Here is a 16,025-nt window from a genome sequence, read left to right as displayed (position 1 = left end):
TGCAAATAATAAGGATATTTGCGTAGAAAGCTTAAGGGGCTATTTTATATTGATCTCGGCCATTATTTTTAGCAACGTATAAAGCCATGTCTGCCCGCTTCATTACCTTGTCGAGGGGCTCGTTAGCGCTTTGCAGCGCCATACCAATACTTACGGTAAGCTGTTTGACCTGTTTAACTTTAATATTGTGTGCAATGTCTATTAGTTGCCCACAAAATTCAGACGCTTGGCTTATATTACCGGTAGGCAAATAGCCGCCAAACTCCTCACCGCCTAAACGAGCAAATACTGCATTATTAACAAATGCACTATTATACTTAGTAGCTAACTGCTGTAGCACTAAGTCACCCTCATCATGACCAAACTCATCATTAATAGCCTTAAAATGATCAATATCGATAATTAAAATAACGTAAGGCGTACTAGGGGCGGTTTTAACATGCCGATAAAAATAGCGTCTATTATGTACTTGTGTAAGATCGTCCGTTATCAACTCGTGCGCTAAACGGTTATGTATACTTTGTACAAAACGCATGGTTTTAAATAACCCATAGGCGGTAAAAAGCATTCCCATGGTTCTGCATAAGTCTTCAAAATAAACACTCATCCAATAAGGCTGCACAACTAATTCATCCATTACATCAGCCGTTGTACCCATACTCCATAGCAATAAACCTAAAGTAGAAAACACGTACGCTTGTTTTGAAAGCTCAGAGCATTGCACTATCCAAAATAAAAATACGAGCACGATGAGATTGCAAAAATCGGTAGTAAAACCATACACATTGTTTTGCACGTTTAAAGGGGGGAAAGTATTTAAAGCATAAAGCGAGAAGGTAATGATATAAAGCAATAATGCTATACTTACCGCCTTATTTACCCAACTCATTTTATAAAAGTTTGACAATCTAACAGTAAGTTTTACAGTTTCAATCATATGCTGTAGTTATTTGGTACGTTATTAACAAACTATAGCATATAAGAAAAAACCGTTATGAAAGTGTACCTTAAAGTATTTGTTGCTTTGGTCCTTTAGCATAAAAATGACCTGAGACTAAAGCCAAGCAATACAAAAAAATACACAGCTCAACTATAGAACTGCAGCTTTGGTATCAAGCTGCAGTTATGGCGTAGTGTAGTTAACTTTAGAGTTTAAAAGCTATATTAAGGTGCTTATACCCCACAATGCCAATACTAAAATAGTAATAGCAACCATCGCTTTAGTTTTATGTTTACTGATTATTTGCTCAGCTTTATTACCTGCGTAATACACCACTATTGCTAATCCAAAATAGCGAATTGAACGAGCAGTACCAGAAGCTAATAAAAACAAAGCTATAGAGTACTTTGTAGCGCCTGCAGCGAGCATCGCAATTTGAAACGGAATAGGCACAATTCCCAACGTCATTACAAACCAAAACCCTTGATTTTGCATTTGCTGCTTCACATTTTCAAACTGCTCTTGGCTCGAAAACATTTCAATAACCCAGTCACCTATCGCGTCAAATAAATAATAACCCAGTGCATAACCAAATAAAGCACCAATAATACAGCCTAATGTCGCCATAAGGGCGATTAACCACAGCTTCTCACGACGCGCTTGCATAAGCGGAACAAGCACAGCCTCAAGCGGGATAGGCACTATCGTGGACTCTAAAAACGACGCCACCGTAATGCCTGTAAGCATGTGCTTTGAGTCAATAAAGTGTCGTGTTTTTTCTTTTAGCTTTTTTTGAATAGCCATGTAAATCCCTTAATAAGTTGCCACTTTACTCAGAGTGTATAGTAAAGAATATTAAGGTAGGCTTAAGTATAAAAAAAGCCCGTTAAAAACGGGCTCTTCTTAAATAGCATAAAGTTAATTAAATAGTTGAGTTGTAAACATCAAACTGCATTTGCATAACTCTAGACTGTTCACCTTCAACTAAGGCAATAACACGGGTTTCTCGACCTTGTAGCTCTGGCGGAATTTTTTTAGTTTCAATAAACGTTTGTTGTGAAATTTGATCTTCGTTCACATTAAGCGCAAGCAGTGCTGACTTGACTGTTTCAATACGTTTTAACGCTAACTTTCGGTTGTATTCTAGTGCTCCCTTTTTACTCGTATCCCCAATCAAAATAACACTCAATAATGGTGAGTTTTCAATAGAGCGAGCAAACTCAGCTACTTTTTGCTTTGCATCAGTAGTAAGTACATGCTTATCAAATTCAAAGTTAATTACCACACCACGTGTTGTACTTATGTTTTTCTCAAGCGCACAACCGTCGTTATCGGTAACTGCTTTAAGGGGCGTATCTACACATTTATCGCGCTCGTTAATAACCCCGTCTTGGTCTTGATCAAGCAAATCATTAGACTGTAACTTTTGCTCGTACGGCCCTGGCTCTGTCGCACAGGCGGTTAAAAGTAAAGCGGCACTTAATAAAGCTATTTTTTTCATTATTATCTATCTCCAAGCTGCCAAGCATCAGGCTTATCTACTTTTAAGGCACTCACTAAACGACCCGTTGCATTAATTAGTCTGTAACTTGCAATACGTTGATCATACGCTGATTCAATATAGTTTCTTCTTGCAGTAAACAACTCAATTTGCGAATCAAGAACATCTAATAGTGAACGCCGTCCTAAGCCAAATTGTCTTTCGTAACCTTGTTGTGCCACTTCAGCATAACCAACGTTTTCCTGATAAAACTTCTTTTGCTCGTCTAAAAACACATAAGCATTCCACGCAAAGCTAGTAGCCTCTTTGACCTGTCTGTGGGTTGAATCTTTTACTGCTACAGCTTCTTGATAGCGCCATTTAGCAGCGTCAGTATCAGCATTTGTTTTACCCCCACTGTATAAATCGTAACTCATTGTTAGCATTATACGGCCATTATCATCTCGCCCAGGCGATCCTGATATATTTCGGTTATCTGCAACATCAAGCTCTAAACTCACTTTAGGCCAGTAACCGCTTTTTTCACGTTGTATTTGCTTATTCGCCGCTTGAATATCATAAATGGCCGCAGCTATTTCAGGGTGAGAACTTTTTGCAATTCTCATCGCTTCCTCTAAAGAGCTAGGTATAAAATGCGCATCTGCTTTAGGAATAACAAGATTTTCGGGGTACTTGCCGACTAGATCATAGTAATTTGCTTGTATGTCTAATAAGTTGTTTTTAGCCGCTAAGTAGCCAGACTGTGATGTTGCCAAACGCGATTGTACTTGAGCTACATCGGCATCACTTGATAAACCACGCTGATGACGCTGCTCTATATCACTTAAAATCTTTTTATGTATTTCGATATTTTTTTCAGACAGCTCAATTAATTCAATTGCTTTAAGTAAATCTAAATACACTTGCACAACTTCAAGGCTGATGTTTTCTGCCTCAGAAATTAAACCAAGCTGATCGGCCCGCGCTTCATTATCTAAACGCGCTACCTCCGAAGAGGTGCTAAAACCATCGAACAGCATTTGTGTTATTTTTAAGCCCAGTTCACGGCGGTCGAGCTCAGTATCAAATTCGCTACCAGATTTATAATTAACGTGCTCATAACCATAGGCTGCATATAAACGTATTTGTGGTAAATATTCACTAAATGCACTACGTTTGTCACGATACTTAGCCTCAAAGCTCGCATATTTTTGCATTAAGCGAGGGTTTGTATTTAATGTTTCTGCTACCGATTGCTCTAACGTAAGAGCACTTGCATACCCCGGTGTTAAAGCTAAAACAGAGAGTAATCCTATAATTCGCATTTAATATTCCTATTATGGTTCACGCATGGCATTTGCCTTTGCTCTTAGCAAAGGTTTTAACCAGTAATCTAAAACAGTTTTTTTCCCAGTAATTATATCTACCTGAGTTTGCATACCCGGTATGATAGGCTGCTGAGCAATCTGACTTACGGTGGTTTTTATAAAAGCTTGGTAATAAGCGGTGCCATCTTCTAAATATTGCGCATCCGCACTAATGTATGTGACCTCACCTTCTAAACCTCCGTATATAACAAAATCATATGCAGTAAATTTTACCTTTGCAGGCATACCCACTCTTATAAAGCCAATATCCTTAGGCTGTACTTTAGTGTCAATTAAGAGCTGATCATTTTGAGGAACAATCTCCATCATAACTTCACCAGGGTCGATGACACTGCCGATAGAACGCGAGACTATATTTTTAACCGTTCCTCTTACAGGCGCTCTTACTTGTGCTTTTAACAGCCTGTCCTCAAGCGCTTTACTACTTTGTGAAATTTTGGCCAGTTCATTACTCACTTCATCTAACTGATTTTGTGTATCGGCTAAATAATCAAATACAATCGCTTTGCGTTCTTCAAGTACCTGGCTTTTGGCTGCTCTAAGCTGCTGTAGCAGTGCCGTTGCTTGGTTTAGTTCACCTTTCATTGCAATTTCATCGCGTTGTAATTTAACCAGTTCCATTTCAGCAACGGCTCCGGCATCTACTGCGCTTTGCGTTAACTCTACCTCTCTGCTCGTAAGCTTTAAGCTTTGCTTTAACGCTGAAATATTAGCCAGTTGTTCATTACTTGCCTGCTCTTGTTGCAATAAGCTTTGCGTACGCTGCTGTAATTGTGACTCGAGCTGAGTTAAACGAGATGTGTAAGTGTTATAGGCTTGCCTATATACCTCTGGCGACACGCCTTTTCGTGGTATTTCTAGGCGCTGAATTGTGGCTCCAAAACTACTTTTATCATCAAGTTCAACACTTTTAAGCTCTGTTAACAGGCGGTTACGCCTTGCGAGTAAAGACTCTCGCTCTTGGCTTGATTCAGCAAATGCGGCCGCAAAGCGAGTTTCATCAATTAAAAGCAATGGGTCGCCCACTTCAACTAGCTGTCCCTCATGTACAAGTACTTCTTTTAATATGCCACCGTCGAGGTTTTCTATGGTTTGTACACGCTGAACAGGAATAACAGTGCCTTGTCCAATAATTACCTCTTCTAGCTTAGCAAACTTAGCCCACAAAACGACTGAAAATAGCAAAATAAAAACAATAATAACCAACCGCTTAGCTTGCTTTGCAGCTTGCAGCTGCCCCATATATAAATCAGCCATTATTTAGCCACGCTCCCACTATTGGCATTACTTACTCGCGTCACTTTTTTACTCACCAGTTTTACGCCGCCCGATACTTTTTCGCTAAATAATGATTTGGGGGTTTCTATACTCTTTAATCGACCATGGTCAATAACAAAAATCCTGTCACATATTGAGAGCATTTCTTTGCGGTGGCTAGAAATAACAACCGTTTCTGTACGCTCTTTTAAAGTTTTAATTAATAGTTTTTCATGCCCTTCATCCATAGCTGAGGAAGGCTCATCTAATAGGAGTAATGAATTATCACTTTGTAATATTGCGCGAGCAATGCAAACAGCTTGTCGCTGTCCTCCAGATAAAAATCGGCCGAATTCACCTACTTGCGTTTCAAGTCCCGACTCTAAGCGATCAATAAAGCGACTCACACCTGATTGCACAAGCGCTTTTGTCAGCTCCGTTGGGTTGATGTTTTGAGCGCCTAACGTGATATTCTCAAGCACAGTGCCATAAAATAGGCTTGGGCTTTGTGCTACCCAGCCGCTTTGTCTACGTAACGCACTTAAAGACCAGTGTTTTATGTCAATGTCATCTATTAATAGTTGCCCAGACGTTGCTCTGTATTGACCTGCAATAATAGCCAGTAAGGTAGACTTACCGGACCCTGCTCGTCCATACAAACCAATTTTTTCACCTTTTTTGATATCAAAATTAATATTGTGAATAGCTTCAAGTTCTTGCTCATGGTACTGAAAACTTAAATAACGCGCTGTAATATTGCCATTTAAAGAAGCATCAATTGTACTTTCGCCACTTTGCTGCTCTTGCTCTAATGCCATTATATTTTTAACTGACTCAATAGCTGTTTGCGTTTGCTTGTACTTTAAAACAAGCCCAGCCAACGAAGATATAGACCCCGATGCTCGACCACTTAACATAACAATAGCAATCAGTGCGCCCATACTAATGTCACCATTACTTATTAAGTAAACACCAAATACAATTAAGCCTATGCTAGTAAATTGACTTAAGCTTGCCACGGTATGTGTAAGCGTTGTAGCACTATGGCGAGACTTGTTCTGCCAATCAACCATTTGAGCGAGTGTTTGCTCAAGCTTTTGCTGCGCATTTGCCTGGCCGTTCATCTGTTTTAATTCAACAAGTTGGTTTAAGTTTTCAATTAAATACGCTTGGCGCTGAGTTGATAACTTAGAGGCTTGCTCTACGCTTTCATTTAATTTAGCTTGTAATACAATACTTGTAATAATAACAATGCTGAGCACAGCAACAGGGATGAGTACAATCAACCCCCCAAGCCAAAATATCAATGCTAAAAACAATAAGGTGAAAGGTAAATCAATAACAGAAACCAATGTGGCAGAAGTAATAAACTCCCTTACACTGTCAAAGTCTTGCACTTGTTTGGCGTAGGCACCTGCAGAGGCTGGGCGTTGCTCAAGCCTCATACCCAACACCTTAGCGTACAACATACTACTGATACGTAAATCTATTTGTCTACCGGCGGCATCAGTTAAATGCCCTCTTGCTTGCTTTAACAACCAGTCAAAAATAATCGCTATTGTGGCACCCGTTGCTAATACCCATAAGGTATCTAACGCTGCATTGGGTACAACACGGTCATACACATTCATAGTAAATAGTGGCACTACTAATGCGAGTATATTTACCGTTAGTGACGCCAATAATAATGAGTTATAAAATGGTTTTACCTGCTCCCAGGCAGGTCTTAGCCAACCGGGGATACGGGTATGGAGTTTTTCTGAACGCTCATCGGTTACATCTTCGTGAGAGAGATACCAAATTAACTCTTTATCAATATCAGTTAACTGCTTTGGTTCTGCTCCATCTTGCGAGCTAAATGTACTTTGTCCCTTACTCTCAAAAAACCAAAAATAGCCATCTTTATCGAGCACCAAAGCAGGATAAGCATAATGCTTAGGCGCAGTTTGCTGCTGAGCGCTCACATTAATATTACTCAATGCTTGTTCTAAATGATGAGCCGAAAACTCATTGCTAGGCAAACCAAGTAACAAGTTATCGCTTTGATGGCGTAAATGCAGTGCATCAGCAATGTGCTTGCCAAGTAGCTGCATTTGTTCTCGTTTTAAATTTAACTTCATACGTTTTGATCGCCGTCTAGGCTTTCATTCATAGTTTGAGCAAAAGCAGTGTCGCTGCCACTTGAGCCCTCACTATATGATTGAGCTTGAGCGCCGCTTGAGCTTGAAGTGTTACTTGCTGAAGCTGAAATTGTCACATCCACCTCTTCGGTGGGAGCTTGTTGAGTCTCACCGTTAAGTGTAGAAAACGCATTAAGTGTTAGCGTGAAGCTATCACCAGCGTCGGCATCAATAATTTCTAAGGCTTCAATATCAGTAATATCAACAGTCCATGTATCACCGATTTTTTCACCAAAATTAAAGCTGTACCCATCTGGTAAACCTGTAATTTCAATATAGCCCGTTTCATCTGCCGCAGGGTTTTGCAAATCTACATCTAGGTTTAAGGCGATATTATTAGTTGAATTACTTGTAATATCATTTGCAGCAGTCCATACAGGCGCATCAGCTTGAGGTTCTAACTCAATAATAAATTCTGATGATTGTGTCTCACCCACGCTTGTTACTGTTTCACCATTAATTTGTGCGCTATCAACAGTTGCAACATCAACACTCATGTTTAATGTTCCAAAGGCAAGGCCACCGGCATTAAAGTCAAAGTTTTCGATTGAGTTACTGTCACTGGTAATTGTTGCACTAAAGCCGCCATTACCATCGCTAGTAAAGAACACAGTTTCACTTCCTACTGTGATAAACGCTTCACCGTCTACAAACTGCAAGACTGAATCATCTGAATCAGCGGCTATATTCACCGTTAACTGAATTGTCTCCGTACCATCCGCTTCTTCACTAAAGGCCTCTAAGTCAATAGTTAGGGTGTCATCTTCTTGTCCACCGTAGCTTTCAAACGGCTTTTTAGAAAAATCCAGTGCGTCGGCTTCTGGGTTTACAACAACCATAAACGAGGCTGAGGTCTGTACTATTTCACCTGGTGATTCATCCTGAGTTAGCGCATTTAGGGTTAATTCAAATTCACCACTAAAATCAAGTGGCGGTACAATAATCAAACCAGCTAATTGCTCAGCAGTAACAGTCCAGCTTGTGGTGTCTTCACCATTAAAGGTGCCACCATCTTTACCATTATTAACAAGTAAATTACCATCAGCATCTTTTAATACGGCATCTTTTGGTACGCCAGAGATAGTAATTGAAATAGTTTCTGAGCCGTCATCATCTTTTAGCAGCGCACTTAAGCCCGTTAATGCTATATCAGTATCTTCGCTACCTTGTGCATCTGCTACTGTTAATACTGCTTCATCAGTCACTGCCTCCACTGCAATACTAATTGTATTAGTAACTTGTGTTGTATCAGTGGCAGTACCTGTACTTAATTGTGCAGTATCAACGATGGTTGCCGTTATTTGAATATCTATGTCAGTACCAGATTGGTCTTCAATTGGCTCAACCCCAATACTTGCCAGTGCAGCAGCAAACTCTGCCTCTGTACCGTTATATGTGTACGTGTTATCGCCGTTATCGGTAAACATATTATTAGGGTCATACAATCCAACGCCATCCGGTAAGGTAATAGTAATTGGCTGAGAAAAATCAACTTCTTCAACCCCGCCATTTTGCTCTGGGTTTGATTCATCATCTACTTGGTTTAAATCGGTTAAAGCTAATGTTAAGCCAAGTGCTGTGGTACGATTATCTTCCTTAATTTTGCTAATAGCAGCACTAAACTCACCACCATCAGCGACTGGGGTCACATCTATTTCTAAAGATTGCGTGTCATCAATATATTCATCGCCACTATCATCATCTACCGCAATGATCGTTACCGGAATAATTAACTGCCCTGAATAGTCATCACCTGCACTGGTAAAGCTTAAATTACCAAGTGATCCTTCAGGAATAATATACTCAGCAACTTCACCGTCATCACCTGGAATTGCGATAACACCATCACCTTCAATAATAAGACCTTCAGGTAAGTTATCTGCACTTATATAAACAGTAACGGTATCGTTTTCATCGTCAGTTAAACTGGTATTAATATGCCCTGTAAAATCAACTGTTTCATCTTCTACTGCATCTACCACCGAAATTTGTAACTGCCCTACTTCAGAAGCCTCTGACGTACTACCGTCTCCTTCAACAGTAAAGTTAACGGTAAAGTTGTCACTTAGTAATACCGCATGGCTGCCATCGGCTACGCGCGCTTTAACAGTAACCTCTATATCACCTGTAGAGTTTTGTGCTTCTAAGGTTACATCAGCAAGTAGGTCATTAATTACGTCTGTTACTGTGTCACTTGTGCCTGCATCAATAGGTATAATCCACCGGCCAGAGCCATCTGGGTACGCACCATTTGGATGAAGCACCTCTATATTTACGCCATCAGGGAGTATTATCTCTATGTGAGTAATAATCTCAGAGCCATCAATATCTTCTTCTGTAAAGCTAACAGCCCCCGATAGGCTTAGTGTTCTGCTTGAGCTAGTTATTGTGTCATCCGTTGCTTCAAGACGGGTAACAGCACCACTGTTATCGCGCTCAGCACTACTTTGGGTATCAACCTGTCCATTAACAGTGACTGTAACTTGACTACTAATATCCTCGCTCACACTGCCTACATTAGAGGTATCGGTCACCGTGTAAAGTACATCAACAGTTAGCGTGCCAGAGAAATCCTCATCAGGCAGCAAACGCACTCTATCGCTGGCTAAAACATCCTCTAGAGTTGGGTATTCGGCATTGATTAAATCAGCTAAATCAAACCCACTACCTACGCTCACTTCGCTGCCATCAACATACAGGGTAGTGTTTGCTGGTATACCTGTAATTACAGCACCTGTTATTGTTTCTGACCCGTCGCTGTCGATTAAATCTGGGTTAAAGTTAAGCGCAATACGTGTATCTTCATTGCCTTCAGACGTTGTTGCTAGGCTTTGCGTATTATTGTCGATTGTTGGATTAAAGTTTGTAGTTACAGCAATGTTGTAATCAGCAGTATCACCATCAGCCTCTGTTGGGACTACTTTAATATTAAAATTAACTTCACCGCTAAAGTCACCTACTGGCGCTAAATAGTAATTTTCCATCTCTGCGGCCGTTAAGCTGTACATTGGCTTGCCATTAGCATCAGTACCGACAATTGGTAAATCAGCAGGGTCGCCGTTTACATCTACTAGCATTACCGAGTCTGGTAAGTCAGAAATAACTAAACTAATTGCTTCTGACTGATCCACATCAGAGGTCACAATTAAGAAATCTAAACGTAGATTAGTATCTTCTATGCCTTGAGTATTTTGCAGCGTAAAGTTGTTTTCATCTACTGTAGTAAAGGTCCAGTTATCATTGCTGTTTTCTTCATCAAGCTCTGGTGGGTCTATTTTACCTATAACCGTAAGTTGTAAAGTATCAGGCTGTGTACGTGCTTCTTCACCAGTGCTGGTTTCTGTTGCTATGGCTGTAACCGTAATATCAAATGTAGCATCGGTTGCACGGCTGGCATCTTCTTTTTGTTTTAAGAATATGTTCCCTGCTTGCAGCTCTACATCACTCACAAGCCAATTTCCATCTGCATCTTGAGTTAGCACATTTCCATTTTCATCTACCAGCTCAAAACCTTCCGGCAATTCAACTTCAAAACTAAGTGTTTCGGAGCCATCTTGGTCAATCAGTAAACCACTAAATAAATCTATAGCAGGGGTGAGCGCATCTTCGTCTACGGTTTGATTTCGCACAAATAAGCGAGGCTCATCAGCAACAGGGGTTATTTCAACCGTTACCGTTTGCGTACTTGATGATGCACTATCGTTGTTTTCAGCTTCTGTTGCTACAGCAGTAATATCAAAAGTAAACGTGCCCGCTACATGCTCTTCGCCAACTACAGTTAAGCTTTGTGCCTCTGCTGCGGTTATTTCATCACCGTTTGATAGCGTACGGCCATCGGCAGTAACAATTAGGCCCTCTTGTATATTATTGATTATATAAGTGAGTGTTTCTGAGCCATCTGTATCTTGCAGTGTAGCGCCAATATTAATAGCCGCTTCGGTATCTTCTGCAGTTGTGTAACTGTAATCGTTTGTGTCATCCCAATCAGGGGTGTCGGCCTCTGATATAACACTTACTGCTTGAGTGGCGTTGTATTCACGATTGCCATTATCAGTCGTTACTGTTGCATCAATAGTCAGGTTTACCGTTTGAGTTTGGTTTGAGCTATCGGCAAGCGGTTCAAATGTTAAAGCGCCGTTTATAGTTGCTACGCCATTAGCATCAATACTTAACTGGCTGCCACTTAGTACATAATAACCATCGGTAGCTGTTAGCTCACTGCCATTTAATAATAACTTTCCACCTTGTAAAGAACTTTCTTCAATACGTATTTGAGTAACCGTTTCATTTTGGTCAATATCGCCTGGGTTTACGGTAACAGTAATTGTAGAAGAGCCATCTTCATTGGCATCTGTTGCAGTGGTGGTCATCTCACCAATGTCATCACTTGTAGTCAGTGATAAATCTGCTGTCGCTGTATCACCGTCAGTATCTGTTACAACATAAGTAATTGTGTCAACAAAATCATTAGCTGATGAGCCAAATGTAGTGGTGGTAATTGTTACGCTACCATCTGAATTAATTGTAGCAGTACCGTAATCTTCATCACCATCATTTAAAGCGAATGTATCGCCCACATTTCTAACCACATCGTTATAAGTAATGCTTGTTACCGTCGCCCCATCAGCTCCCCCTTCAAGGTTAGCTAATAAATCGATTGTAACGGTTTCACCTTCAATCAATGCTTTACTTGCACCAGGTAAGCTTGGGATGTCATCAGTTACGGTGGCAACAACAACACTTTGTGAATTTGATATATCCCCGTCGGCATCTACCGCTACTAAATCGATTATTACATCAAGTGTATTTTCTCCATTGCCCGCTTCGTGGTCTAAGGCTTTGAATTGCTCATACTCAAAGGTTCCATCAGCATTAAACCTAACGCGGAAAACTGTTTCAGCTGCCCCGCTTTCGCCTATTGGTGCTGTTGCTAAATACCAGCCATTATCGTCAGCTGTATTTGATAGCGTAACGTCTTCACCTGAAGAGGTGTAACCAGAAAAACTAAAGTTGTCAGCTAGTTTCACTTCAACAACTTCATCTGAGCCTGACGTAACACTAATATTGCCCTCGGTTTTAATTGAGTCGTTATTACGCAAGCCTTCTTCGTCAACCACAGGAGCGCTATCGCCTGAAGTTGTGACACTCGGTGACTGACCATCTTCTACGTTTACTGCTAATGCACTTTGTTCTCTAGTGCCATCGGCATCGGTTGAAATAATAGGTACGTTAATAGCAAGCGTTGTTTCTTGTGAATCTAAATGATCAATAGCCCCTACGATTTCAAAGACAATGTTGTAACTTTCAGAGGTGCCTGCAGCTACATCCACATCAGTTGGAAGAGTTACCGTAAATACAGTAACGCCATTAACTACACCGTTTGCGGTACCATCCTCATTAACTTGCCATGTAATCGGCTCACCGTTTTGGGTAAGAGCATTGCCATTGCTATCAAGTACCGCCTCACCTGAAGCTACATTCATACCAAGTGATTTAACAGCCTCACCGCCAGCCGTAATAGTAATGCTCTGTGTATCGGACTGACCAGTACTGCCTGTTTCTGGGGTTTCTGCGACATTGAACGTTGGCGAGGTTTGCGTTGCATTAGCACTATCTGTAACGTTTACAGTAATATTTTCTTCATCAATATCGCCATCTTGATCTTTCAATTCAATTGCAAGGTTAAAGCTACTATTACCGTTATTATCAATAGGGCGAATAAGCTCAATTGTATATTGTAAGTTTGCTTGGCTGCTTGTGCTGTTTGTGATCTCAGGTAAAGTAGCAATAAATACAGGGTTATTTATATCACCTGTATGTGCTGTAAGCGTTAAGCCATCCTCACTTAAAGTATATTGAATATCCTCGCCACCAGAGGTTAGTGCAGGTTGCGAGCCTGTAACAGCAAAGGTTAACGACGAAAAGCTATCACTGCCAATAACAGTATCTAATGTACCGCTAAATGTATCTGAGCCGGACGCTAAACCTGACTCATCAAGGTTTGCTGAGTCTATATTGGTAAGCTGTGGTCCTGTGCCATCTACAAGGGTTATGGTTACATTGCCATTACCGCTAATTACCGTACCATCACTATCCTCACCATTAACAGAAAGCGCAAAATCGATATTTTCTCCATCAGGATTATCAAGCGGTAAGCTGACTGTTGTTTGAACCCTAGCATCTAAATCTTTGCCATTGGCATCTTGCGTTGCACTTACGCTAAAGCGGATTACTTCGCTGCCATTTGCAGAGCCTATAATTGTTTTACCATCACCACTTAAAACAAAGCTAATAGCAGAACCAGAACTAGTTAGATTCAAAGAATTTAAGCTTGCAATAGTGTCATCAAAGGTAATTGAATCAGCAACAAGTGCATCAGAACCTGCAGCAACACTAAAGGATTTGTTATTCGTGGTAATAACACCATAATCGCTTTCTGTATAAGTAGCGGCTTGATTTGTAAAGCTGCCCGCACTGCCATCTTGTACTGTAAATGTGGCTGTACTGGTTGAGCTGCCAACTCCGTCGCGATCTTCTATTGTGTATTCAATCGTAAACTGTGGTGAAGGAGTTGAGTCTCGATTATCAAGCGCGTTAAAGCTCCAGCTTCCATCGCTGTTAACCGTTAATGTGCCTTCATCGGTTTCTATCGTAGCTGGTGTATTTGTTGTTACATCATAATCAGTGCCATTAAATGTTACACTTGTAACGATTGGTGCGCCCTCTACTACACTGTCGTTTGTGACTAAGCTACCTGTTGATACTCTACCCGCATCAGTGTCGGCTTCTGTAACTGTAAAGCTGTCGTCACTACTTTGTGGGGCAGAGTCGGTAATAGTAACGCCTGTTGGTACAACGACTAGTTCGGTTGTGCCATCGGCATCTGTTTGTAGTGCATCAACAAAAATATCAGTAAGTAAACTTTCACTTTCGTGATCAATAGGTGCATGTAACGTAGTAGTAAGTTCTCCACCTGTAAGCGACACACTTAGCACTAAGTTACCTTGCGAGTCTTTTACCTCTAAAGATAAACCATCATTTGCTAAGGTAACCGAAACAGGGCTGCCATCTACCGTTAACCCTTCAAGGCCAGATTGGTTTGTACTTAATGTAAGGTCAGCGTTATCTATTTCTATCGAACTAGTCGCTGAGCTTGTGCCGCCATTTGCAGTATTACTTTCATTTAATGATTGGCTATCAAGCGCATCGAGTGTTGGTGCGACATCTTGCGCTGTGTTTCCTGCAGAATCAGTAACAGTTGCCGTAATAGTCCACTGCTGTGTATCAACAAGCTCAGATACATCTATACCGTTAACGGTCCAAGTTCCATCATTTGCGACTGCGGCAGTCACTATTTCACTAGTTGTGCCATCAAAAATGGTAAGTGTAACGGTAGAACCTAGCTCAGCATCGGTTGTACCGTTTAGCGTGGTTACTTCACCCGCTTTAAAGGCTCTACTGTTAATGCCGTTTTCACCTGTATCAATATCAATATTAATGGTGGTGTCTTTGGTGAAGCTGGTTTCATTTGTGGCTAAATTGCCCTCAACATCTAATGCGCGAACACTTGCTGTAATTTCGCCATCAGCAAGGCCCGAAATATCAGTGGCGTTGATTGCCCACTCACCTGCGTCATTAATGGCGACGTTTTCAACCGTGACTTTATCTCCGTTTACATCGGTAAATACAACAGTGGCTGTTTGGTTAGCATCAGCTTCTTCTATTACGCCACTTACAACTACATTACTTTGCTCTGCAGTATTAATAACGGCATCATCACCTGTTGCTACATCAATGCTGGTTACCGCCGTTTTATCGTGAATGGCGGTGTCTGTATCGGTTGCCGTATTACCTGCTATATCACTTACTGTGGCTGTGGCGGTTAATGTACCATCGTTAAGCCCTGATAAATCTGCACCTGTGATTGTGTAAGCATTATTAATAACAGTGGCTTCAAAGCTGCGCTCATTACCTGCTTCATCTGTTACTACCACTGTTACGGTTTGATTGTCTTCAACACCCGTTGTTGTACCTGTAATTTCAACACTTAAATTTTCACTATTGCCGTTAATTACGCCATCGTTTGTATCGTTAATATCAACTGTTATTGCAACTGTAGTGTCTTTAGTAAAGGTGGTTTCGTTTGTGGCTAAATTACCCTCAACGTCTAATGCGCTAACACTCGCTGTAATTTCACCATCAGCAAGGCCTGAAATATCCGTGGCGTTGATTGCCCACTCACCTTCGTCATTAATCGCGACGTTTTCAACTGTGACTTTATCTCCGTTCTCATCGGTAAACACCACGGTGGCTGTTTGGTTAGCATCAGCTTCTTCTATCACACCACTTACTACCACGCTTTCTTGCTCTGCGGTATTAATAAATGAATCATCACCGGTTGCCACATCAATACTGGTCACAGCTGTTTTATCATGTGTCACTGTATCTGTATCTGTTACATTATTGCCTGCAATATCACTTACCGTAGCTGTAGCGCTGAGCGTACCATCATCTAGGCTACTGGCATCAATCGGATCGGTAACGTATTCGCCGTTTTGCACAAGCGCCGTGGTTTCAACTTGGTTTGTACCATCGCTGATGGTCACCGTCACGGTTTGGCCATCTTCTACATCGGTTACTGTACCGCGCACGACCATGGCGGCGCTTTCACCATTGCCATTAATCACGCCATCGGCTGTTTTATCAATGCTGGTTGTGATCGCTGCGGTGTTATCAAGTTCAACTGTATCCTCAGCTGTAACAGGGTTACCCGCTAAATC

General features: G+C 41.1%; 7 protein-coding genes. All 7 read right to left on the bottom strand.

Annotated elements, in window-relative coordinates:
* Nucleotides 1-31: 31 nt before the first annotated feature.
* The gene (locus tag AN393_RS03205) at nucleotides 32-889 is read right to left on the bottom strand and encodes a GGDEF domain-containing protein (protein WP_055017392.1); all 858 of its coding nucleotides are present in this window, start codon (nucleotides 887-889) and stop codon (nucleotides 32-34) included.
* A gap of 270 nt (nucleotides 890-1,159) precedes the next feature.
* Nucleotides 1,160-1,744: a YqaA family protein gene (locus AN393_RS03200; protein ID WP_055017297.1), complete on the bottom strand. Its 585-nt coding sequence runs from the start codon at nucleotides 1,742-1,744 to the stop codon at nucleotides 1,160-1,162.
* Between the two features lie 118 nt (nucleotides 1,745-1,862).
* Nucleotides 1,863-2,441, bottom strand: coding sequence for an OmpA family protein (locus AN393_RS03195; protein WP_055017296.1), 579 nt, complete (start codon nucleotides 2,439-2,441; stop codon nucleotides 1,863-1,865).
* Nucleotides 2,442-2,443: 2 nt separating this feature from the next.
* Entirely contained in the window at nucleotides 2,444-3,745 is a 1,302-nt protein-coding gene (locus tag AN393_RS03190) for a TolC family outer membrane protein (RefSeq protein WP_055017295.1), read from the bottom strand.
* 12 nt (nucleotides 3,746-3,757) lie between these two features.
* Entirely contained in the window at nucleotides 3,758-5,065 is a 1,308-nt protein-coding gene (locus tag AN393_RS03185) for an HlyD family type I secretion periplasmic adaptor subunit (protein ID WP_055017294.1), read from the bottom strand.
* Nucleotides 5,065-7,185 carry an ATP-binding cassette domain-containing protein gene (locus tag AN393_RS03180; protein ID WP_055017293.1) on the bottom strand — a complete coding sequence of 707 codons (2,121 nt, stop codon included), beginning with the start codon at nucleotides 7,183-7,185 and terminating at the stop codon, nucleotides 5,065-5,067. Before AN393_RS03180 ends, AN393_RS03185 begins: the two co-directional genes overlap by 1 nt.
* A partial coding sequence (locus AN393_RS03175) for a hypothetical protein (RefSeq protein ID WP_055017292.1) occupies nucleotides 7,182-16,025 on the bottom strand: 8,844 nt, incomplete at its 5' end. The genes AN393_RS03175 and AN393_RS03180, both read right to left, overlap by 4 nt.

Origin of the sequence: Pseudoalteromonas sp. P1-25, assembly GCF_001401805.1 — a bacterium.
GTDB lineage: Bacteria > Pseudomonadota > Gammaproteobacteria > Enterobacterales > Alteromonadaceae > Pseudoalteromonas.
This window is presented reverse-complemented; position numbering and strand designations above follow the sequence as displayed.

Excerpts from the sequence above, each read along its gene's own strand:
- AN393_RS03205 (WP_055017392.1), bottom strand. The coding sequence starts at position 889 with ATGAGTTGGGTAAATAAGGCGGTAAGTATAGCATTATTGCTTTATATC.
- AN393_RS03200 (WP_055017297.1), bottom strand. The coding sequence starts at position 1,744 with ATGGCTATTCAAAAAAAGCTAAAAGAAAAAACACGACACTTTATTGAC.
- AN393_RS03195 (WP_055017296.1), bottom strand. The coding sequence starts at position 2,441 with ATGAAAAAAATAGCTTTATTAAGTGCCGCTTTACTTTTAACCGCCTGT.
- AN393_RS03190 (WP_055017295.1), bottom strand. The coding sequence starts at position 3,745 with ATGCGAATTATAGGATTACTCTCTGTTTTAGCTTTAACACCGGGGTAT.
- AN393_RS03185 (WP_055017294.1), bottom strand. The coding sequence starts at position 5,065 with ATGGCTGATTTATATATGGGGCAGCTGCAAGCTGCAAAGCAAGCTAAG.
- AN393_RS03180 (WP_055017293.1), bottom strand. The coding sequence starts at position 7,185 with ATGAAGTTAAATTTAAAACGAGAACAAATGCAGCTACTTGGCAAGCAC.